General features: G+C 64.5%; 22 protein-coding genes. 21 read left to right on the top strand and 1 reads right to left on the bottom strand.

The features are described from left to right. The first annotated feature begins 42 nt into the window (after positions 1-42). The 3 genes from HOP58_RS00630 to HOP58_RS00620 all read left to right on the top strand — a co-directional run bounded on the left by HOP58_RS00630 (position 43) and on the right by HOP58_RS00620 (position 4,119). Positions 43-2,388 (top strand): cytochrome P450/oxidoreductase, encoded by a 2,346-nt coding sequence (locus HOP58_RS00630; RefSeq protein ID WP_234253359.1) that lies wholly within the window; start codon positions 43-45, stop codon positions 2,386-2,388. 73 nt (positions 2,389-2,461) lie between these two features. Continuing rightward, positions 2,462-3,517, top strand: a complete 1,056-nt coding sequence (locus HOP58_RS00625) for a TRAP transporter substrate-binding protein (protein ID WP_234253492.1) — start codon at positions 2,462-2,464, stop codon at positions 3,515-3,517. A gap of 173 nt (positions 3,518-3,690) precedes the next feature. Next, complete coding sequence (locus HOP58_RS00620; protein ID WP_234253358.1) at positions 3,691-4,119, top strand: hypothetical protein; 429 nt, start codon at positions 3,691-3,693, stop codon at positions 4,117-4,119. A 46-nt stretch (positions 4,120-4,165) separates the two neighbouring features. On the opposite strand, the gene HOP58_RS00615 is transcribed toward HOP58_RS00620, so the two are convergent. Then, entirely contained in the window at positions 4,166-4,942 is a 777-nt protein-coding gene (locus HOP58_RS00615; RefSeq protein WP_234259192.1) for a helix-turn-helix transcriptional regulator, read from the bottom strand. Between the two features lie 160 nt (positions 4,943-5,102). Between HOP58_RS00615 and HOP58_RS00610 the strand changes: the two genes are divergently transcribed. The 18 genes from HOP58_RS00610 (at position 5,103) to HOP58_RS00525 (ending at position 21,336) form a co-directional block, all read left to right on the top strand. Further along, positions 5,103-5,891, top strand: coding sequence for a GntR family transcriptional regulator (locus tag HOP58_RS00610; protein ID WP_010626101.1), 789 nt, complete (start codon positions 5,103-5,105; stop codon positions 5,889-5,891). A gap of 177 nt (positions 5,892-6,068) precedes the next feature. Beyond that, positions 6,069-6,386 (top strand): non-heme iron oxygenase ferredoxin subunit, encoded by a 318-nt coding sequence (locus HOP58_RS00605; RefSeq protein WP_010626102.1) that lies wholly within the window; start codon positions 6,069-6,071, stop codon positions 6,384-6,386. A 5-nt stretch (positions 6,387-6,391) separates the two neighbouring features. After that, on the top strand, positions 6,392-6,700 hold the full coding sequence (locus tag HOP58_RS00600) for a recombinase-like helix-turn-helix domain-containing protein (protein ID WP_234259190.1): 309 nt from the start codon (positions 6,392-6,394) through the stop codon (positions 6,698-6,700). 40 nt (positions 6,701-6,740) lie between these two features. Then, entirely contained in the window at positions 6,741-7,772 is a 1,032-nt protein-coding gene (locus tag HOP58_RS00595) for an aromatic ring-hydroxylating dioxygenase subunit alpha (RefSeq protein ID WP_010626104.1), read from the top strand. Position 7,773: 1 nt separating this feature from the next. Then, positions 7,774-8,532, top strand: coding sequence for an SDR family oxidoreductase (locus HOP58_RS00590; protein ID WP_234259188.1), 759 nt, complete (start codon positions 7,774-7,776; stop codon positions 8,530-8,532). Positions 8,533-8,543: 11 nt separating this feature from the next. Beyond that, positions 8,544-9,752 carry an FAD-dependent oxidoreductase gene (locus HOP58_RS00585; protein ID WP_234259186.1) on the top strand — a complete coding sequence of 403 codons (1,209 nt, stop codon included), beginning with the start codon at positions 8,544-8,546 and terminating at the stop codon, positions 9,750-9,752. A gap of 93 nt (positions 9,753-9,845) precedes the next feature. Further along, a complete protein-coding gene (locus tag HOP58_RS00580) occupies positions 9,846-10,073 on the top strand; it encodes a DUF2798 domain-containing protein (protein WP_010626107.1) in 228 nt (75 codons plus the stop codon). Between the two features lie 197 nt (positions 10,074-10,270). Continuing rightward, complete coding sequence (locus tag HOP58_RS00575; protein ID WP_010626108.1) at positions 10,271-11,401, top strand: FAD-dependent monooxygenase; 1,131 nt, start codon at positions 10,271-10,273, stop codon at positions 11,399-11,401. Positions 11,402-11,453: 52 nt separating this feature from the next. Beyond that, entirely contained in the window at positions 11,454-12,434 is a 981-nt protein-coding gene (gene dctP / locus HOP58_RS00570) for a TRAP transporter substrate-binding protein DctP (RefSeq protein ID WP_234259184.1), read from the top strand. Between the two features lie 134 nt (positions 12,435-12,568). Beyond that, a complete protein-coding gene (locus HOP58_RS00565; RefSeq protein WP_234259181.1) occupies positions 12,569-13,081 on the top strand; it encodes a TRAP transporter small permease in 513 nt (170 codons plus the stop codon). Between the two features lie 24 nt (positions 13,082-13,105). Continuing rightward, the gene (locus tag HOP58_RS00560) at positions 13,106-14,422 is read left to right on the top strand and encodes a TRAP transporter large permease subunit (protein ID WP_010626111.1); all 1,317 of its coding nucleotides are present in this window, start codon (positions 13,106-13,108) and stop codon (positions 14,420-14,422) included. 21 nt (positions 14,423-14,443) lie between these two features. Beyond that, complete coding sequence (locus HOP58_RS00555) at positions 14,444-16,012, top strand: sulfatase-like hydrolase/transferase (protein WP_234259180.1); 1,569 nt, start codon at positions 14,444-14,446, stop codon at positions 16,010-16,012. A 266-nt stretch (positions 16,013-16,278) separates the two neighbouring features. Further along, complete coding sequence (locus HOP58_RS00550; RefSeq protein WP_010626113.1) at positions 16,279-17,079, top strand: IclR family transcriptional regulator; 801 nt, start codon at positions 16,279-16,281, stop codon at positions 17,077-17,079. A gap of 96 nt (positions 17,080-17,175) precedes the next feature. Further along, entirely contained in the window at positions 17,176-18,093 is a 918-nt protein-coding gene (locus tag HOP58_RS00545; RefSeq protein WP_010626114.1) for a VOC family protein, read from the top strand. Between the two features lie 248 nt (positions 18,094-18,341). After that, entirely contained in the window at positions 18,342-18,863 is a 522-nt protein-coding gene (locus HOP58_RS00540; RefSeq protein ID WP_010626115.1) for a cupin domain-containing protein, read from the top strand. Between the two features lie 11 nt (positions 18,864-18,874). Further along, positions 18,875-19,714, top strand: coding sequence for an alpha/beta hydrolase (locus HOP58_RS00535; RefSeq protein ID WP_010626116.1), 840 nt, complete (start codon positions 18,875-18,877; stop codon positions 19,712-19,714). A gap of 9 nt (positions 19,715-19,723) precedes the next feature. Continuing rightward, positions 19,724-20,518, top strand: a complete 795-nt coding sequence (locus HOP58_RS00530; RefSeq protein ID WP_234259178.1) for an SDR family oxidoreductase — start codon at positions 19,724-19,726, stop codon at positions 20,516-20,518. A gap of 20 nt (positions 20,519-20,538) precedes the next feature. Further along, a complete protein-coding gene (locus tag HOP58_RS00525; protein WP_010626118.1) occupies positions 20,539-21,336 on the top strand; it encodes an aspartate dehydrogenase in 798 nt (265 codons plus the stop codon). Positions 21,337-21,339 lie beyond the last annotated feature (3 nt).

The following is a 21,339-nucleotide window of genomic DNA, read 5'->3' as shown; positions in this document are numbered from 1 at the left end:
CAATGACTTCGAACGACTCGGACGACAGCCTGGGGAGGCCTGATGACATCAGCAACACAGCGGACCACCAACGGTGCAGGCGGCTGCCCCTTCCACGCCGCCGCTGAATCGCCGATGGCGCCCAACGGCTGCCCCGTGTCAGCGCAGGCGGCGGCCTTCGATCCCTTCGACTCGCCCTACCAGCTCGATCCCGCCGAGGCGCTGCGCTGGTCCCGCGAGCAGGAGCCGGTGTTCTACAGCCCCAGGCTCGGCTATTGGGTGGTGAGCCGCTATGCCGACATCAAGACGATCTTCCGCGACAACCTCACCTTCTCGCCGTCGATCGCGCTGGAGAAGATCACCCCGGCCAGCCGCGAGGCCCAGGCGGTGCTGGAGCGCTACGACTACGGCATGAACCGTACCCTGGTGAACGAGGACGAGCCGGCCCACATGGCGCGGCGCCGCGAGCTGCTGGAGGCCTTCACTCCCGAGGCGCTGGAAGCCCATGCGCCGATGGTGCGCCGTCTGGTGCGCGAGAAGCTCGATGCCATCGTCGAGCGCGGCCGCGCCGACCTGGTGGCCGAGATGTTCTGGGAAGTGCCGCTCACCGTGGCGCTGCACTTCCTCGGCGTGCCCGAGGAGGACATGGAGCAGCTGCGCCGCTTCTCGGTGGCCCATACGCTCAACACCTGGGGTCGACCCTCGCCGGAGCAGCAGGTCGAGGTGGCCGAGGGGGTCGGCAAGTTCTGGCAGTACTCCGGGCAGGTGCTCAAGAAGATGCAGGACCAGCCGCATGGCCACGGCTGGATGTACGATATGATCGAGAAGAACCGGCAGAAGCCGGATGTCGTCACCGACAACTACCTGCACTCGATGATGATGGCGATCATCGTCGCCGCCCACGAGACCACGGCGCTGGCCACCGCCAATGCCTTCCGCCAGCTGCTCTCGCGCCCCGCGGTGTGGGCCGAGCTGTGCGCCAACCCCGAGCTGATCCCCGCCGCGGCCGAGGAGTGCCTGCGCCACTCCGGCTCGGTGGTGGCCTGGCGGCGCATCGCCACCCGCGAGGTGGAAGTGGGCGGCGTGACCATCCCCGAGGGCGGCAAGATCTTGATGGTCACGGCCTCGGGCAACCACGACCCGGCCCACTTCGAGAACCCCGACGAGCTCGACATCTACCGCGACAACGCCGTCGACCACCTCACTTTCGGCTACGGCAGCCACCAGTGCATGGGCAAGAACCTGGGACGCATGGAGATGCGTATCTTCCTCGAGGAGTTCACCCGCCGCCTGCCGCACCTGGAGCTCGAGGAGCAGGAGTTCACCTTTCTGCCCAATACCTCCTTCCGTGGCCCCGAGGCGCTGTGGGTGCGCTGGGACCCGGCGCAGAATCCGGAGCGCCGCGACCCCGCGGTGCGCAGCGCCCAGCGCGACTTCCCGGTAGGGGCGCCGGAGGCGCGCACCATCGTGCGGCGCGTCCGCGTGGCCCGCGCCGAGCCCGAGGCCGAGGGGGTGCTCGGCGTGTCCCTGGTCGACCCCGCCGGGCGTGCTCTGCCCGCCTGGACACCGGGCTCACACCTCGACGTCGTGCTGCCCAGCGGCGAGTCACGCAAGTACTCGCTGTGTGGCCCGGCGACATCGGGTGACTGGCAGGTGGCCGTGCTGCGCGAGGAAGCCGGCCGTGGCGGCTCGCGCTGGGTCCACGACACGGTGCGAGAGGGTATCGAGCTGCGCGTGCGCGGACCGAAGAACCACTTCCGCCTCGACGAGACGGCCGACCGCTACGTGCTGATCGCCGGCGGCATCGGCATCACGCCGATCATCGCCATGGCCGACCGCCTCAAGCGGCTGGGGAAGTCCTTTGAACTGCACTATGCCGGCCGCTCGCGCTCCAGCATGGCCTTCGTCGAGCGGCTCGAGCGCGACCACGGCGAGGCACTGCGGCTCTATCCCAAGAATGAAGGTGCGCGGCTCGACCTCGCCTCGCTGCTTGCCGAGCCTGACGCAGGCACGCTGCTCTATGCCTGCGGCCCCGAGCGCCTGCTCGCGGCACTGGAGGCCGGCACCGCTCACTGGCCGGAAGGCAGCCTGCATGTGGAGCATTTCACCGCCGAAGGCGCGCTGCTGGATCCGCAGAACGAGCACGCCTTCGAAGTCGAGCTCGCCGACTCCGAGCTGGTGGTCGAGGTGGCGGCGGACCGCACCCTGCTGCAGACGCTGCGCGCCGCCGGTGTCGACGTGCCCAGCGACTGCGAAGAGGGGCTGTGTGGTTCCTGCCAGGTCGAAGTGATCGAGGGCGAGATCGATCATCGCGACAAGGTGCTCACCGCCGCCGAGCGTGCCGGCCAGGATCGGCTGATGAGCTGCTGCTCACGTGCCAAGGGCAAGAAACTGGTGCTGGCCCTCTAATCCCAACACAACCACAACACGCAAGACCTACGCCAACCCTGACAACCGGGACTCACGAGGAACGACAATGAAAATGCACAAGCTCGCGACACTGACCACGCTGACCGCGCTCTCCCTGGGAGTCTTCCACAGCGCCGCGGCCACCGAACTCACGGTGAGCACCTGGGCGGGCCCCAACCACGGGGTCAATACCATCGTCTGGCCGACCTGGGCCAGTTGGGTCGAGGAGGCCACCGAAGGGCGCGTGAGCGTTAACGTGGTACACGACATGGGCCCACCCAACGCCCAGATGGAGCTGATCGCCGATGGCGTGGCCGACGTCACCTGGCTGTTTCACGGCCTGATGCCGGGGCGCTTCGAGTTGACCAAGCTGCCCGAGCTGCCCACCTTCGAGGACTTCTCCTCGGAAGCCGCCTCGGTGGCCTACTGGCGCACGCACAATGAGTACTTCGCCGATGCCGGTGAGCATCGCGGGGTCGAAGTGATCGGCGTGGGCGTGCATGGCCCGGGTTCGATGTTCCTCAACCAGTCTATCGGCAGCCTCGACGATTTGCGTGGCAAGCGCGTGCGTATCGGCGGCGGCGTGATGGGCGATATCTCCAGTGCGCTGGCGCTGACGGGCGTGGCGCTGCCGCCAGCCAGCACCTATGAGGCGGCGACCCAGGGCGTCATCGATGGCGCCATGCTCACGCTCGAGGGCCTCAGGAGCTTCCGCCTGGCCGAGGTGCTGCCCTACACCGTACAGATGCCGGGTGGCTTCTATCGCGGCAGCTTCTCGCTGGTGATGAACCCCGATACCTGGGCCTCGCTCTCCGAAGAGGACCGTGAGGCGATCGAGAGCGTCTCCGGGGAGAAGCTCTCACGTCTGTTCGGCTACATGATGGACGTGGTCGACGTGCGCGGCATCGAGTTCGCCGAGCAGCGCGGCAACACCTTCGTCGAGCTGCCCGCCGAGGAGATCGAACGCTTCCAGCAGATGGCCGCCGACCTGCCCGGCGAGTGGATGGAAGCGGCCGGGGCCAAGGGCGTCGACGGCGAGGCCGCTCACACCTACTTCTTTGAGCAGCTCGATGCCGCCCAGGGCGAGGAGGGCCTTTCTGCCGAGGATGTCATTGATCCCGAGGCGTAAACCGCGCCCTATCACTCACGCTGACCCACGCTTGCGAGCACGGCCCCGGCCGTGCTCGCTGCGTTATGGGATGTCTGCCTTGAGTTTCAAATGAAACTATTTTGATCCCGGTCAATGCTGGCAGAAGGCCGGGGGCCGATACTGAGGCAAACGTACCCTTGGGGAGAAGCATCATGAGTAAGACACCGCACACCTCCTGGTGGAACCGCCTCTGCGAAGGCAGCTATCGCGCCTCCACAAGGCGACTGGTCCGTGAGATCGAGGCGGAATCTCCCGGCGTCTACAGCGAGATGTTGCAGGACCTCGACACCCCGCTGGAGCCCGTCTTCGAGCGTGAAGTGGCACGCCATCTGGACCGCGGCGGCTATCGCGCATTCGTACCGGCCGATACCCTGATGCCGGCCATGCTGCAGCGTTTCGGCCTCGAGCAGGCCAGCGTCGAACGCCACGTCAGCTATCCCAGCCTGCGCGGCAACTGCAATGCCTGCCCGGTGGCCGGTTACTGCTGGGGTGCCATGCGCCGCGACGCTGGGTCTGACGAGTGCCGCGCCTTCTGCCCCAACGCGGCAGCCTTCGAGAGGCTGGCCGACTGCGCTTCTTGATTCCTGTCAGACATTGGCAACCCCGGCATGCCGTGGTGAGCTGCGTTCAGCTTCGCCGACAAAGCGCCACCAGCCGCGCCTTGGAGGGCACGCCAAGCTTGGCATAGGCGCGCTTGCGGTAGGTCTCGGCGGTGGAGAGGGCAATGTCGAGTTCAGTGGCGGCGGTCTTGAGGGTATGGCCGCGCAGCAGATACAGGCAGAGCTGGCGCTCGCGCTCGGAAAGCGGGGCGAGCACGGCGGCCTCCTCGGCGCTGGGGCGCTGCGAGATGGGGCGAGCCTGGGCGTAGTGGCGCCGCATCAGGCTGGCCAGCAGCGGTGCCAGGGCGTCCAGCCGCGCCAGGTCGTGGGGGGCGAAGGGGCCAGCCTCGCTGCCACGGTAGAGGTTGAGATAATAGACGCTCTGTTCGCCGGGCAGGGTCAGCGAGACCTTGTCGACCAGGTCGGGAAAGGCGAACAGGTGGCTGCGATAGGCTTCTGGCATGGCGTCGGCCTGCATCGGCGTCACTTCGGCGTCGGTTTTTTCGCTGGTCATCAACTGGCGCAGGCGCTGGTAGTTGGGGTCCTGGCGGAACAGGCCGCCGGTGTAGAGCTCCGCCAAGCGACCAGCCATCCGCGGCGTGCGCTGGTTGGCGGCCAGCAGACAGTCGACCTCGTCGCGACCGTCAAAGGCGAACACCATGCACTGCTCGATACCCACCGCCTGACGCAGCAACGCCAGTAGCGCTTCGTCGAAGCCTGCCTCGCCCAGCTGTGCCACGCACTCGGCCATGGCCGGCATCAGCCCCGGCCAATCGATGGCTTGCTCGCGGCTGGTTTCGCGCATTCGTTGCTGCCTCTCGTTGCGTGGTGTCCCGGCTTTTGCGGGACACGCCAGGTTGCTACCAAGTAGAGAGTAATGCTCCCTGTGCCAAGGCTGAACTGCTTGCGAAACCCTTCTGAATTCCGGGTAGACTGGCCTCCCGTCTTCTGGTGAAGGTGTTGCTGTGCTGCCCCTGCTTGCTGAGCGTGTCGCCCGACACCTCGAGAAATCCTCCCGCACCCCCAAGTACCTCTGTCTGCGCGATGCCCTGGTCGAGCTGATCGAGGAAGGCAAGCTTGCCGAGGGGAGCCGCCTGCCCACCGAGCAGGAGCTGGCTGCGGCCTTGCCGGTCAGCCTGGGCACGGTGCAGAAGGCGTTGCGCGATCTGGTGGAGAGCGGTGAGCTCTATCGCCGGCGCCGGCTGGGCACCTTCGTGGCCGGCGGCGAGCAGCGCCGCCGCATTACCACGCCCGCTTTCACCTTCCTGCGGCCCGAGGGCGCTCCGGTCAGGATGGTGCTGATTCGCCTGCTTCGGCGTGAGGTGCTGCAACGGCATGGTGCCTGGGTGGAGGTGCTGGGCGACTGTGCGGGCGGCTATCTGCATCTGGTGCGTCAGGACCGCATCGACGGAGCCTTCGACTGCTACACCGAGATCTATCTGCGTGGCGATGTGGCCGGCGAGCTTGCGACCCTGCCCACCGAGGCCCTGGAACATGAGAGCGTGCTGCCGCTGCTGATGGCTCAGGGGCACTCACCGAGCACGGCTGAGAACCGCATCAGCCATATCCGGCTGCCCAAGTCGGTGGCTCGCGCCATCGCACCGGAGCTGGCCGAGGCCCCACCCCCCGGGCTACGTCTGGAGACTCGCTACCAGGACGAAACGGGGCGGGTACTGGCGTGGCAGGTAATGTACATCCCCCCCAGCGATTACCGGCTCACCCTGACCACTCAGCTGAAACCGCTGGATACCTGAAGAGCGCGCAGCGGGTCCCGATTGGTGGTGGTGAAGACTCTGGCTGCTCTGGCGAATACTATATAGTATTGACAGGTCAGGCGGTATGGCTATACTCATTGCGACGGATCAAATAATAAATCGTGCTTCATATTTGAATTGATGCACGAGAGACCCTACGACAATGAGGACCATCCCATGAGTTGGACCACCGTCTGCACGACCGATCAGGTGCAGGAGGACTTCCCCTTCTCCGCCAAGCTGGGCGACAAGGAAATCGGCGTCTATCTGCTGGATGGCGAGTACTACGCCCTCGAGGACGTCTGCCCCCACGCATACGCTCTGCTGTCTCAAGGCTTCGTCGAAGACGGCCAGGTGGAGTGCCCGCTTCACGAGGCGGTCTTCGACATCCGTACCGGCAAATGCCTGCGCGAACCCGCCGACCGCGACCTGCACGTCTACCCGGTACGCATCATCGACCACACCATTCAGCTGCAAGTCGTCGAGGAGGCTTGAATCCCATGTCCGCAACTCTCGAACACAACCCCGAACTCAAGACCTGGGCCCGCATCATCCCTGCTACCGAGCCCGGGCAAGGGCGCATCGAGCGCCCCGGCGGCTTCGACAACCGGGTCTGGCAGAACCGTCAGCGCGCCCCGGAGCCCTTCGAACTGGCCCTGGTGGCCGATCTGGAAGCGGTCTTCGAGACCGGTGCCGAGCAGCTGAGCGATGTTATCGCCGGGCTCAACGCTCGCCATAGTCAGGATCGTCAGGGACAACCCTGGAGCGAAGCGAGCTTCCTCCAGGAGATGGCGGTTCTGGGCCAGTAAGGCCTGCTCGCATGAACGAACAACGATGAGGTCGAGAGAGATGACGACAGCAGCTTCCGTAGACGCTCGCGTGCAGGACTATCTGGACACCGGCCTGCGCTCCCTGTGGTATCCCGTGCTGGCCAGTTGGGAGGTGGGCAGCAATCCCGTGGGCATCACCCGGCTGGGCGAAAATCTGGCCCTGTGGCGTGATCACGACGGTATGGTGCACGCCATCGAAGACCGCTGCCCGCATCGCGGCGCCCGCCTCTCCAAGGGCTGGAATCTGGGCGACCGCTTGGCCTGCTGGTATCACGGGGTCGAGGTAAATGGAGAGGGCACGGTTTGCGACGTACCGGCGATCGGCAACAGCCCCATGGTGGGTACCGCCTGTGTGCGCCATTACCCGGTGCAGGAGGCCCAGGGCGCCATCTTCGTCTTCTTCGGCACCACTCCCGACGAAGCACCGCCGGCCCTTGAGCTGCCCGAGCAGCTTACCGATGAGGCCAGCTATGGCCACTTCCTGTGCACCGCCACCTGGAAGTGCAATTACCAGTATGCGGTGGACAACGTCATGGACCCCATGCACGGCACGTACCTGCATGCGGATTCCCACTCCATGGCCGAGGGCGACCGGCAAGCGGAGATGGTGTTGGAGCCCACCCAGACCGGTTTCATCTTCAAGAAGACCGGCCAGGCCGGGGTCAATTTCGATTGGGTGGAGTACGGCAACAGCGGTGCACTCTGGCTGCGCCTGTCGATTCCCTATCAGAAGCGTTTCGGGCCCGGTGGTCCGTTCTGGATCGTCGGCATGGTGGTGCCTGAGGATCAGGACAACTGCCGTGTCTTCTTCTGGCGGGTGCGCAAGGTGGACGGCTGGCAGCGCCAGGTGTGGCGCTTCTTCTACCGCACCAAGCTCGAGGGGCTGCACTGGGACGTGCTCGAGCAGGATCGCATCATTCTCGAGAATCTGGCTCCCGATGCCCGCCACCACGAGAACCTCTACCAGCACGACGTCGGTCTCTCGCGGCTGCGCCGGGTGATGTTGAAGATGGCCAAGACGCAGTTGGCCAAGCGCCAGGAGGCGGCCTGAAATGGCCACTCATGGTCTGGCCGGCAAGCGGCTGATGATCACCGGGGCTGCCCGCGGTCTGGGTCGTAGCATCGCCGAGGCGGCGGCTGCCGAAGGGGCTCGCCTGGTGATCAGCGACATCCTCGAGGCAGAGCTGGAGCAGACCGCTGCGGCGCTGCGTGATACCGGTACCGAGGTGGAGGCACTGGTCATCGATCAGGGCGATGCCACTTCCATCGAGACGGGGATGGCTCGGGTCGCCAAGGGAGGTGCCCTCGATGGTCTGGTCAACAACGCTGCCATAGCCACCAATGTGGGGGGCAAGACGCTGGACGAGTACGACCCCGCCCTGTGGGACCGGGTAATGGCGGTCAACGTGCGCGGCGTGTGGCAGATGACTCGAGCGGCCTTGCCGCTTCTCGAGCGCTCACGCCGCGGCAAGGTGGTCAACGTGGCCTCCGACACCGCTCTGTGGGGCGCTCCTCGACTGATGGCCTATGTGGCCAGCAAAGGGGCCGTGATCGCGATGACCCGGGCCATGGCGCGTGAGCTGGGCGAACGTGGCGTTTGCGTCAACGTCATCGCACCAGGCCTGACCCGCGGTGAGGCCACCGAGTACGTGCCCAAGGAGCGTTACGCCCACTATGCGGCAGGTCGTGCCCTCAAGGAGGAGCAGCAGCCAGAGGATGTCGATGGCACCGTGCTCTACCTGCTCTCGGACTGGTCGAACTTCGTCACCGGTCAACTGATCCCGGTCAACGGCGGTTTTGTCTTCAACTAGGGGGAATCATCATGTCCAGCGAGGAGATCTCCCATATTGTGGTGATCGGCGGTGGTCAGGCCGGCGGTTATGCCTGCAAGGCGCTGCGCAGCGAAGGCTATAGCCGACGCCTGACGGTAGTGGCCGACGAACCCCACGACTTCTACGAACGACCGCCGCTGTCCAAGGGGGTGGTCACCGGAGGTGAGCCGCTGCCGCGGCTCTTCTCCGAGGAGAGCCTGGCCGCCATGGCGATCGAGTGGCAACGCCCCAAGCGGGCCACGGCCATCGACCGTCAGGCCCGTGAAGTGCTGCTCAGCGACGACCAGCGTCTGCCCTATGACCGCTTGCTGATCGCCACCGGCAGCCGGCCACGACTGCCGGTGCCCGAGTGGGGCGAAATCCCCGGGGTCATGACGCTGCGCTCCTGGGAGGACGCCCAGCGGCTCAAGGCCAGGCTCGAGACGAGTCGCCGCCTGGGAGTGATCGGTGGTGGGTGGATCGGTCTGGAGGTCGCCTCAAGCGCCCGCAAGCTGGGTCTCGAGGTGGTGGTCTTCGAGCGTCAGCAGCGGCTCTGCGAGCGCAGTGTGGGTGCCGAGGTTTCGACCGGTCTGGCCGAGCTGCATCACGGCCATGGTGTCGACTTGCAGCTGGGTTGCCAGCAGCTGGCGCTATTCGAGCAGACCGATGGCCGGGTGGCGATAGAGGCCGGTGGCAACGCCTTCGAGCCGTTCGATCTGGTAGTGGTGGGCACCGGGGTGAGCTTCAATCTGGAGCTGGCACGGGAGGCCGGTCTGGCCATCGAGCAGGGCATCGTGGTGGATGCCGGCGGTCGTACCTCCGACCCCTATATCTTCGCCGCCGGTGATGTGGCCCAGCACCCTCAGCTGGGGCTCTGTTTGCAGTCCTGGTCCTATGCCCAGAATCAGGCACGGGTGGTCGCCGAGACGATGCTTGGCCTGGAAGCTCACTACGACGAGCCCGCCTGGCTGTGGTCCGATCAGCACGGCGTGAATATTCAGATCCTCGGCGTTCCGCGCCCCGGGCTGCAGGCAGTGGTTCGCCACGAGCAGCAGGGGCCGGTGTTCTGTTATCTGGACGAGGCGAGCCGGCTGGTGCAGATGGTGGCCTTCGACCAGCCCCGGGCGATCAAGCTGGGCAAGCGCTGGATCGCTACCCAGCGGGCGTTGGAGCCGGCTCAGCTGGCCGATCCCGCCTTCAACCTGATGACGCTGCGTTGAGGCAGGGGCGATGCCCGGCATCGCCCCTTCGTGGTCAAGCTGCGGGGCTTCACTAGCGTAACCTCGGGGTCTGCAGCCCGCTTGGAGCCGCTCATGCTGTTTCCATCCCGCTACTCTTCCCTGGTGGTCTCGGTACTGATGACCACCTACATGGCAGGCCTGATGACGCTTGCCATAACCTTGGTCAATACCGGTTTCGACAGCGGCTTTCTCGTGCGCTGGGCCAAGGCCTTCCTGATTTCATGGCCCATCGCTTTCTCCCTCATCACCATTGGTCGACCGCTGGTGCTGCGCCTGGCCGAGAAGTTGATTCGTCACTGAAGATTGCGGCCGTCTCCACGGCATCCGGCTTTGTCGCTCACGGATGGCCCAAGCCTCTTCTTGCCGCAGAAAGGAGGAGTGAACGTTGGACTCACGTTGGGTTTGACAAACTGAAAAGGTGGGCCTAGAGTCTAGATATCAAATAATAAACTCTGTTTCATATGTTAAAACAGCAAGAGCCAAGAGTCGGGTGGGGTATGACAAAACTAACGATAGGTATCTGTGGTGGTGGCGTCGGTGGCCTGTGTGCCGCCATCGCGTTGCGCGAGGCCGGCCATGAGGCGATCGTCTTCGAGCAGGCCCGGCAATTTCTACGTATCGGGGCTGACGTCAATCTGACGCCCAACGCGGTGCGGGCCCTTGACCGGCTGGGCGTGGGCGACGTCCTGCGCGAGACGGCAGCGCGCCCCACGCATCGCCTGAGTCGGACCTGGGACAGCGGTGAAGTCACCTCGAAGCTGCCCATGAGCGATGCCGCCGAGGCCCGCTATGGCGCGCCCCAACTGACCATTCACCGCGGCGATCTGCTCAAGGCCCTGGAAGCGAAGCTGCCGGAAGCGGCAATTCGCCTGGGCAGCAAGGTGGCCCGTGTGGAAGCCGAGGGGAAGCGCCCTGTCATTCATTTCGAGGACGGTAGCCAGGAGAGCGTCGACGTGGTGATCGGTGCCGATGGCATTCATTCCGCAGTGCGCCGCTCGCTGTTCGGCGAGGACCGCCCCGAGTTCACCGGCCTGGTCTCCTACCGGGCGGTGGTGCCGCGCTCGGCGGTACCCGAGGTGGAGAACCTCGATGCCTTCACCAAATGGTGGGGTGCCACTGCCGACAGCCAGGTGGTGGTCTTCCCCCTGACCCGCGGCGAGGAGGTTTTCATCTTCGCCACCACGCCCCAGGAAGGTTGGCGTGAGGAGTCCTGGACCCTGCCCGGCGACGTCGAGGAGCTGCGCGAGGTCTACAAGGGCTTCCATCCCGACGTCCGTGCGCTGCTGGCCGCCTGCGATAGCGTCACCAAGTCGGCGCTCTACGTACGTGAGCCCATGACGCAGTGGTCCCAGGGACAAGTGACCATCCTCGGCGATGCCGCCCACCCCATGGTGCCTTTCATGGCCCAAGGGGCCTGTATGGCCATCGAGGATGCCGTGGTGCTGTCGCGCTGCTTGGCCGACGCCGATCCCGAGCGGATACCGGTGGCCCTGACCCGCTACGAAAATGCCCGCAAGGAGCGTACCGCCAAGGTGCAGCGCGGCTCCCGTGCCAACGACTGGCTGAAGGGCGAAGGCAATGCCGACTGGGTCTACGGCTACGATGCCTGGGGCGTAGCCCTGGACTGACCCTTCCTTCGCCATCAATGATCTCCATCACAACCACAAGAGCTCAACAGCCATGAAAACCTTTACCCTGACGAAGCTTGCCGCTGGCCTGGCTCTGGCCGGTCTCTCTCTCTCCGTTGCTGCCGATGAAGTTCGCTTCAACGTGGTGACTTTCACTCCCAAGACCGCGGCGGTCTCCGCCGGCTTCGAGAAGTTCATCGCCGCGGTCAACGAGGAATTCGAGGGGCGGCTCTTCCTTGACTGGCGCGGTGGCCCCGAAGTGATGCCGCCATTCCGTCTGGCCGATGCGGTGCGCAACAACTCCATCGACATGGCGCTGCTCAGCCCCAGCTACTATTCCGGGCTGGTACCGTCTTCCACCACCTCCAACCTGTCGTTCAAGAACTACGAAGAGATTCTCGAGAGCGGCTTCTATGACCGCATGACTGAGATCCACGCCGAGCGCGGCCTCAACTATTTGGGTGAGATTCCCGCCTCCGACGTGCAGTTCTTCCTGTTCTTCAAGAACCGTATCGATGGCCTGGATGATCTGCGCGGCAAGCGCATCCGGGTCTTCCCCACCGGCCTGCCGTTTATCGAGGCACTGGGTGCCAATGGCCTGGTACTGCCCATCGGGGAGATCTATACCGCCATTGAGCGCGGCGCCATCGACGGTTTCATGCAGGGCAACCTCGGCTGGGCCGAGCAGTACGAAGACGTGGTCAACTATTACCTCACCCCGTCCTTCTACCGTGCCGGCTTCAGCATCCTGGTCAGCGACCGCGCCCTGGGGCGCCTTTCCGATGATCTGCGTGAAGAGCTGTCCGATTACGTGCGCCATACCCTTGGCCCCGAGCTTGATCGCAGTTGGGGCGATGTCATCGCCGCCGGTTATGCCGAGGTGGAAGCTGCCGGCTTCGAGGAGATCGCTCTGGAGAGCGAAGAAGCCGACCGCTATCTGCAACTGGCCATCGACACCGCCTGGGAGCATATGGCAGGCCAGATCGGTAACGATGAGCTGACCGCCGAACTGCGGGCCATGCTGGTCGACTGAACCGTTCTCCATGGTAGTGCGCCCCGGGGCCGGGGCGCATCGAGCCTCTCCCCTCCGGACGATACGCCATGCAACGGTCATATCCCCAAGACAAGCCGTATCCAACGCACTTCCTTACTCTCAGGTGGTTCGATATGCGCCAACCACACTCTCTCGGCAAGTCCTTGCTTATCCTTCTGATGCGGGGCCTGAGCCGCCTGAACTTCCTGCTGGCGGTCATCAGCGCAGTGGTGCTGGTGGCTGCTACCGGCGCCGTCTTCGCCGAGATCATGTCGCGCCTGTTGTTCGGCAAGTCGTTGCTCTGGGTGGTGGAGCTAAGTGGCTATGCGCTGCTCTACATGACCTTCCTCGGGGCGCCCTACCTGCTGGAGAAGAACCGCCATGTGGCCATCGACATCGTCACCGAGAACCTGCACCCGCGCTGGCGGGCACCGCTCGGGTGCACGATGTCGCTGTTGGGTGCAGCGGTCTGCTTCTACGCGACCTGGTACGGACTGGCAGTGACGCTCGACCAGTATCAGTTCGGTACCCGCGAGACCACCGTTCTGGCGCCCCACAGTTATCTGCTCACCTGGGTCTTTCCGCTCGGCATGTTCCTGGTCGCCATTCAGTTCGTGGTCCAGGCGCTGGCCTGCCTGAAGCGCTGACCTCGCCCCACTCTGGAGATAGTTATGGAATGGTGGCTGACGCTATCGCTCATTCTCGGTGCCCTGCTGACGTTGATGATGCTGGGATTGCCGGTGGCCTTTTCCTTCCTGGCGGTCAACCTGGTGGGGGCCTATCTGTTTCTCGGAGGCACTTCGGGTATAGAACAGCTGGTGATCAATACCACCGATGCGCTGACCAGCTTCACCCTGGTCCCCATCGCCATGTTCATGATCATGGGTGAAGTGATGTTTCGCTCCGGCATCGCCAACGACCTGATGGATACCCTGGACAAGTGGTTCGGTCGGCTGCGCGGTCGGCTGGCCTACATGGCGGTGGGTGGCGGCGTGCTCTTCTCCACCCTCACCGGCAACAGCATGGGTTCCATCGCGCTGCTGGGCTCTAGCCTGACCCCGGAAATGGAAAAGCGCGGCTACAAGAAGGCCATGTCACTGGGACCCATCATTGGCTCTGCGGGGCTGGCCATCATGATTCCACCCAGCGCGCTGGCGGTGGTCTTGGGCGTGGTGGCGGAGATATCAATCGGCCGACTGCTGATCGCCATCATCGTTCCCGGGCTGCTGATGGCAGTGCTCTATGCTGTCTATATCTGGGCGCGCTGCACCCTCCAGCCCGACGTGGCGCCCTCCTTCGACGTGGCGCCTACGCCTCTCAAGGCCAAGGTCACCGCGGGTATCCGTAATATCTTGCCCATCGGGTTCATCGTCTTTGCCGTGGTCGGGGTGATCTTCCTCGGCCTGGCCACGCCCACCGAGGCAGCCGCCTCCGGGGCGGTGGCCACCATCCTGCTGGCCCTGTTCAAGCGCCGCCTGACGGTGGATAACTTCTCCCGCTCGATGTTCGAGAGCGCCAACATCTCGGTGATGGTACTGCTGATCGTTGCCGGCGCGGTGGCTTTCAGCCAACTGCTGGCCTTTACCGGCACCACCTTCGGGTTGATGGATGCGGTGATGAACCTGCCGGTCAACGACCACATGATCGTGCTGGCCATGGTCTTCACCGTGGTGCTGCTCGGCATGTTCATGGGGCCGCTGCCGATCATGCTGATTACGCTGCCGATCTTCGTGCCGGTAGTGGATCAACTCGGCTTCGACACAATCTGGTTCGCAGTGCTCTTCCTGCTCGCCATCGAGACCGGCTCCACCTCGCCTCCGCTGGGCGCGGCGCTGTTCGTGATGAAGGCGGTGGCGCCGGAGGGCACCACCATGGGCAGCATCTACAAGGCCGCCATTCCCTTCCTGATTTGCGACTTCCTGGCGATCGGCATCATCTTCGCCTTCCCGCAGATCGTCACCGGGCCGGTGAGCTGGATGTTCGGCTGAATGCCCAGGAGAGGAATTGTCATGCGACGTCCCAATTTCGTGCTCTTCATCACCGACCAGCAGCGTGCCGACCATCTAGGCTGCTACGGTAACCCGACGCTGCGAACGCCGCATCTCGACGCCCTGGCGTCACGTGGGGTGCACTTCACCCGCTTCCACGTGGCCACGCCAATATGCCAGCCCAACCGGGCGGCGCTGGTCACCGGGCAGATGCCTTCGGTCAACGGGGTGCGCCAGAACGGCATCCCCCTGGGGCTCGACAGCCTCACCTTCGCCGAGGTGCTGCGTCAGGCCGGTTACCGTACCGGTTATGTCGGCAAGGCTCACTTCCAGAACGTCACGGACATCCCGGCGCCGCCCCGTACCCTGGGAGGAGTGGGCGAGGCACCGCCGGCGGAAACGACCCTGGCTCGACGCCACCAGCGCGAAGGACCCGACTATGGCTGGGAGGTGCGTCGCCGCTGGGTTGAGCAGCCCGGCCTATCTCTCCCGACGCCCTACTATGGCTTCGAGCACGTGCGGTTGTGTATCGGCCATGGTGATCTGGTGGACGGTCACTACACCGCCTGGCTTCGCGAGCGACATCCTGACCCAGCGTCGCTGCGAGGGCCTGCCAATGCTCTGCCGTCTAGCGTTACGGCGCCCCAGTGCTGGCGCACGGCAGTGCCCGAGGCGCTCTATCCGACCACATACGTGAAAGTGCAGGCTTGCGACTTCCTGGCCGCGCAGGACGCCCAGACCCCCTTCGTGCTGGTGGTCTCCTTTCCCGACCCCCATCACCCCTTTACCCCGCCGGGGCGTTACTGGTCCTTGTACGACCCCGACGAAGTCGAGCTGCCGAATTCCTTCCATCATCCGGTGAAGGCGATACGAGGCATCCCCGCTCCGGCCCTGGAGGCTTATCGCTGGGGCAGTGAGGATCCCGAGAGCCACTGGCCTTTCGCGGTGAGCGAGCGCCAGGCGCGGGAGATCATCGCCCTGAACTACGGCAGCATCAGCATGGTCGACGATGCCGTGGGTGAGGTGCTGGCCGCTCTGGCGGCACAGGGCCTCGCCGACGACACCGTGGTGGCCTTCACTTCCGATCACGGCGATTACATGGGCGATCACGGCTGCATGCTGAAGATGGGCCTTCACTTTCAGAGCGTGCTGCGGGTGCCGTTGATCTGGCACGACCCACAGGATGCGAAGAGGCGGGGTGTCTCCACGCGTCTGGGCAGTGCCATCGATCTGGCGCCGACGTTGCTGCAGCGGGCTGGTTTGCGTGTCCCGATCGGCATGCAAGGCCAGGACCTGTTCGGCACGATGCCGGCGGCGGACGTTCTGGTGGAAGACCCCGGCATTCAGGTATTTCGCGATAGCGAGGCGTCTTCCAGCATCGTCAGCCTAGTCACCGAGCGCTGGCGGCTGAGCCTCTTCGAGGGGCATGAGGGTGGCGAGCTCTACGATCTCGAGACCGATCCCGACGAACTCGACAACCGTTGGGACGACCCGGTTTGCCGCGAGACCAGACTCGAGTTGCAGCATCGCCTGGGACAACGGCTCGTTGCCCTGCGCGACCGCAGCCTGGTGGCGACCGCACGCGCTTGAATGGTGCCGGACTCATCGCATTTTCCTTACTTTTTAATTATTAAATATCAGTAAGTTAGGTTTGTTTCTTCAGAGAGAAATAGGTCCTTGACAAGCTCTGGAGGAGTGCCTATCTTGATCGTATCAAATAAGAAATCTAGTTTCATATGTTAAAAGATAAGCATTGCTCTCCCAGGGTCGAGCCCTGACAATCGCGATGGAATGCTGATGGGCATAGGCAGGGGTATGCTGAAGCCTGGAACGACCCACACCGGAGAGGACGCCCTATGAATGACAAAGATGCACGTAAATATCTGATTCCCGGCCTGGAGCGCGGCCTGACCATCTTGATGGAGCTGAGCCGTAGCCATCGCGAGATGAGCTTCGCCGAGATCGCCAAGCGAGTGGACATTCCCAAGGCCACTGCCTACCGGGCGATCCAGACCCTCGAGTACATGGGGTTTCTGCGGCGTCATCCCACCACGGGGCTCTACTCCCTGGGGGTCAACGTGTTGCGTTTGGGTTTCGAGTACGTCGCCTCCCTGGACGTAGTCCAGGTGGGCCAGCCGGTGATCGAGTCGCTGCGCGATGCCACCGGCTGCTCTAGCCATATCGCCATTCGCGATGGCCAGGACGTCATCTATGTGGCCAGGGTCAGTGCCGCCAACGCCACCATTCGACGCGTCAGCGTCGGCACCCGACTGCCGGTGCACCGTACCTCCCTGGGGCGCATGCTGCTGACCGGCCTGAGCCGAGCGGAGTTCGAGGAGCTCTATCCCGACGAGGCGTTGCCCGATACCCAACCGGGGGCACCGGCCAGCCGGGAGGCATTGTGGAGACTGGTTCAGGAGGATCGTAGCCGTGGCTATGTGATCGCCGAATCCTTCTTCCAGCTTGGCATCTCCTCCATCGTGTACCCCATCTACAACGCCGATGGGGATATCGATGCGGTAGTGAGCATCATGGTGCCGGTGCATGAGATCCCGGCCGATGAGCGTGAACGGTTACGCAGTTCGGTGGAGGGCGCGGCAGAGACGATCTCCGGGCTGCTTGGCTACCGCAGCACCACCGAGCGCCAGGGCACCTAGCCCTGGTTAAAGCCGGCACTGCCGGCAGGCATGCCCCCGCCTTTCTGTGTGGGCCCAGCAGCAGACAACGGCGTCCCGTAGACGCAGGAGTGAGACATGAGCATCGTTGGTATCGAAGCCCTGGATTTCGGCGTCGAGGATCTGGAGGTCGGCAAGCGGTTCGTGACCGATTTCGGATTGTCGCAGGTGAGCGATACGGCTTTTGAAACCCTCAATGGCGCACGCCTGAACCTGGCGCCGATTGACGACCCTGCGCTGCCGCCGGCCTTCGAGTCGGGATCGACCCTGCGCCGCATGACCTGGGGAGCCGCCGACTCTGCGGCCTTGGAGGCACTGAAGACACGGCTCGCCGACCAGCCCGGCTTCGTGGATCGCGGCGATCATATCGAGTGTCAGGATCCCAATGGAATGACAGTGGCCATCCGCGTCGACTCCCTGCGTGAGGTCGAGCTCGACGTTACCCCGATCAACCAGTACGGCGACATGCGCCGTGTCGACCAACCGAGTCCGGTCTACGAGCGGGCGACCCCGGTTGGCATCGGTCATGCGGTGTTCTTCGTCGACGATCTCGAGGCCACTGAGGCGTTCTACCGTGACAGGTTGGGCTTCGCCGTCTCCGATCGCTACACCGACCGTGCCGTCTTTCTGCGTATGCAGGCCCGCGGCGGGCATCACAACCTCTTCCTGCTCAAGCTGCCCCACCGTGGCGCCGGCCTCAATCATGTGGCCTTCACCGTGCGCGACATTCACGAGGTGATCGGCGGCGGTCTGGCCATGAACCGCAAGCAGTGGAGCACGTTCCTGGGGCCGGGGCGGCACCCGATCTCCTCGGCCTATTTCTGGTACGTCAATAGCCCCCTGGGTGGAGCCTTCGAGTACTACACCAATGAGGACTACCTGACCGAAGCTTGGGAGCCGCGTGAGATGCAGCACTCGCTGGAATCTTTCACCGAGTGGGCCGTGGAAGGTGGAATCGATGCCGAGACTCGTCGGCAAAAGAAAGCCGAGGCATGACCCGTGGCGATAAAACATCGCCTGAACGATCGCCAAGAGGAAAGCAGAGATAAATAAAGTCTGAGATAAACGCGACGACACCTCCCGTTTAACGAGTTCGTTTAAGCGAGTTCGATACCGAAGGAAAAGTGCCCACGAGATGCCCAAAACCGGCGTCCAGGGATCGCTTTGTCTCGATTTGCCCAGAAAGCGCAGTTTAAAGCGCTTGTGATGCAGCTGGAATGCGACCAAGAAGAGAGGAAATCACGATGAACGTCATGCTGGAAACATGGAAAAAGCCTGAAGGCACCACTTTCGAAGAGTGGATGCAGACGCGTATTGCGCGTTTCAAAGGGCGCAAGTACGACTGGGATGCACTGAAGTTCCAGGCCGATTACGACCCCAAGTATCGCCGTGCCCAGATGCGCTATATCGGCACCGGTGCCACCGGGGTCAAGGATGATACCAATACCATTCCCGCCGAGCACTTTACCTTCTCGACCATGGTATTGCCCGCCAAGTGCGAAGGGCCTCTACACGTGCACGACGACGTGGAAGAAGTCTTCTTCGTGCTCAAGGGCACCATCACTCTCTTTCTCAAGGATGGCGACGACTATATGGAAACCGTGCTCGAGGAGCGCGATGTGATTTCCATTCCGCCGCGCATCTACCGGGGCTTGTTCAATCATGGTGAGGAAGAGGCGCTGATGTGCGTGATGCTGGGTACGCACAAGCCGCAGATCCCCACCTACCCGGAGGATCATCCTCTGTCCAAGGTCAAACGCAACTAAGGAGGTCGGCCGTGGATGCCAAACGCCTGCAGTTGGACGGCGCTGTGCAGTGCTACCGGGAGCGGAGCCATGGGGCGTCGGGCAAGGCCCCGACGCTGGTGCTGCTGCACGGTATCAGCTCCGGCGCCGGCTCCTGGGCGAAGCTCGCCGAGCAGCTGCCTGGCTATCGTCTGCTGGCCTGGGATGCCCCGGGCTATGGCGACAGCCAGCCCCTGGCGGGTGAGGCTCCCACCGCTGCCGACTATGCCGCACGCCTGGAAACCTGGCTGGCAGCGCTTGGCATCGAGCGTTGCGTGCTGGTGGGTCACTCCCTGGGCGCCATGATGGCCTCCGCCTACCTGGCTGCCCATCCGGGGCGCTTGGCCGGGGTGGTGCTGGCCGATCCGGCCCAGGGCTACGGCGATGCCGAGGCGGCCAAGCGCGACGAGGTCTATCGCAGCCGCTGGACCCAGCTTGAGGCTCAGGGCCATGCCGCCTACGCCCGGGCCAGGGCGCCGCGGCTGCTGCGCGAGGGCGCCGACACGACGGACATCGCCCGGGTCGAGGCGGAGATGCAAAAGCTCCATGTGGCGGGCTTCGCCCAGGCCGGCTGGATGCTTGCCAATGACACCCTGGCCCGCTACCTGCCGGCGACACCGGAGGTACCGACCCTGGTGGTATGTGGCGACGAGGATCGTATCACTCCGCCCGAGGATGCCCACGCCCTGGCCGTCCGCTTGGGGGCGCCCTATGGCGGCATCCCGCGGGCCGGTCACGCCAGCTATATCGACGCCCCCGAGGCCTTCGCCCGGGCCCTGGACGACTTCTCTCGCTCGTTGCTCGGCGCCGCCGACGCGTCAGAGACCCCTTAGGAGATTGCCATGAGCTTTCTGATCGAACGACGTGTCGCCGTCGTCACCGGCGGTTCCTCGGGTATCGGCCTGGAGACCGTGCGCCTGCTGCTGGCCGAAGGGGCACGGGTGGCCTTCTGCGGTCGCAATGGCGAGCGCCTGGCCGCCGCCGAGGCCGAGCTGCGAGAAGCGTTTCCCGAAGCCGAGCTGCTGACCAAAGCGTGCGACGTGCTCGACGAGGCTTCCTGCGCTGACTTCGCCGTCGCGGTGGCCGAGCGCTTCGGTGGCGCCGACATGCTCATCGCCAACGCTGGTCAGGGCTACGTGGCGCACTACGACGACACCCCCCGAGAGGCCTGGCTGGCCGAAGCCAACCTCAAGCTGTTCGGGGTGATCAATCCGCTGAACGCATTCCGTACCCAGCTCGCCGCCTCCGATATCGGCTCGCTGACCTGCGTCAACTCCTTGCTGGCGCTGCAGCCGGAGCCCCACATGATCGCCACCTCGGCGGCACGCGCGGCCCTGCTCAACATGACCCATTCGCTCGCCCACGAGCTGATCGACGAGGGCATCCGGGTCAACTCCATTTTGCTCGGCATGGTGGAGTCGGGTCAGTGGCGGCGGCGCTTCGAGGCTCGCGACGACAAGTCGCTGGGCTGGGAGGAGTGGGTCGCCGGTATTGCCGTCAAGCGCGGCATACCGATGAAGCGCCTGGGGCGCCCCGAGGAGCCGGCCCGTGCGCTGGTGTTCCTGGCCTCGCCCATGGCTTCTTTCACCACCGGCGCCGCTCTGGATGTGTCCGGCGGCTTCAATCACCACCTCTGACCCCCGAGGACACCTCCGCAATGACGACCAAACGCTTGATGATCATCGGCTATGGGGCCATGGCCCAGGAAGTGCACCGCCTGCTGCCGGCGGGCCTGGAGCTGGCCTGGGTGGTGGTGCCCGAGTCCCAGGTGACCCTCACTCGCGAGCGGCTGGATGCAGGTGTCGAGGTGTTGACCTCGGTTGCCCAGTGCGAGGAGCGCCCCGAGCTGGTGGTGGAGTGCGCCGGCCAGCCAGGCCTCGCCGAGCACGGTGAAGCGGTGCTTGCCCGCGGCTTGACCCTGGCCATCGTGGCCACTGGTGCCTTGGCCGACGAGGGGCTCTACGGCCGCCTGCGTCAGGCCGCCGAGGCGGGCAGCGGGCGCATGCTGGTGCTCTCCGGTGCCGTGGCAGGTATGGACGGCCTGGCCGCCGCCCGTGAGGGCGGGCTGGAGAGCGTCACCTATGAGGCCTGCAAGGCACCGCGCAGTTGGAAAGGCAGCCACGCCGAGCAACTGGTGGACCTCGACGCCCTCCGCGAGGCGACGGTCTTCTACGAGGGTACTGCCGGCGAGGCGGCGCGCCTCTTCCCGGCCAACGCAAACGTGGCGGCGACCATCGCCCTGGCCGGCATCGGTATGCAGGCCACTACCGTACGTCTCACCGCCGACCCGGCGGCGACCCGCAATACCCACCGTATCCATGTCAAGGGGCGCTTCGGCGAGTTTCGCATCGAGCTCAACGGCCGCCCCCTGGAACACAACCCCAAGACTTCGATGCTCGCCGCCCTGTCGGTGGTTCGCGCCTGTCGCCAGGTGCTGGACCCGGTGACGGTGTGAGTG

Origin of the sequence: Halomonas sp. MCCC 1A11062 (genome assembly GCF_021404355.1) — a bacterium.
GTDB classification, from domain to species: Bacteria; Pseudomonadota; Gammaproteobacteria; order Pseudomonadales; family Halomonadaceae; genus Halomonas; species Halomonas aerodenitrificans.
This window is presented reverse-complemented; position numbering and strand designations above follow the sequence as displayed.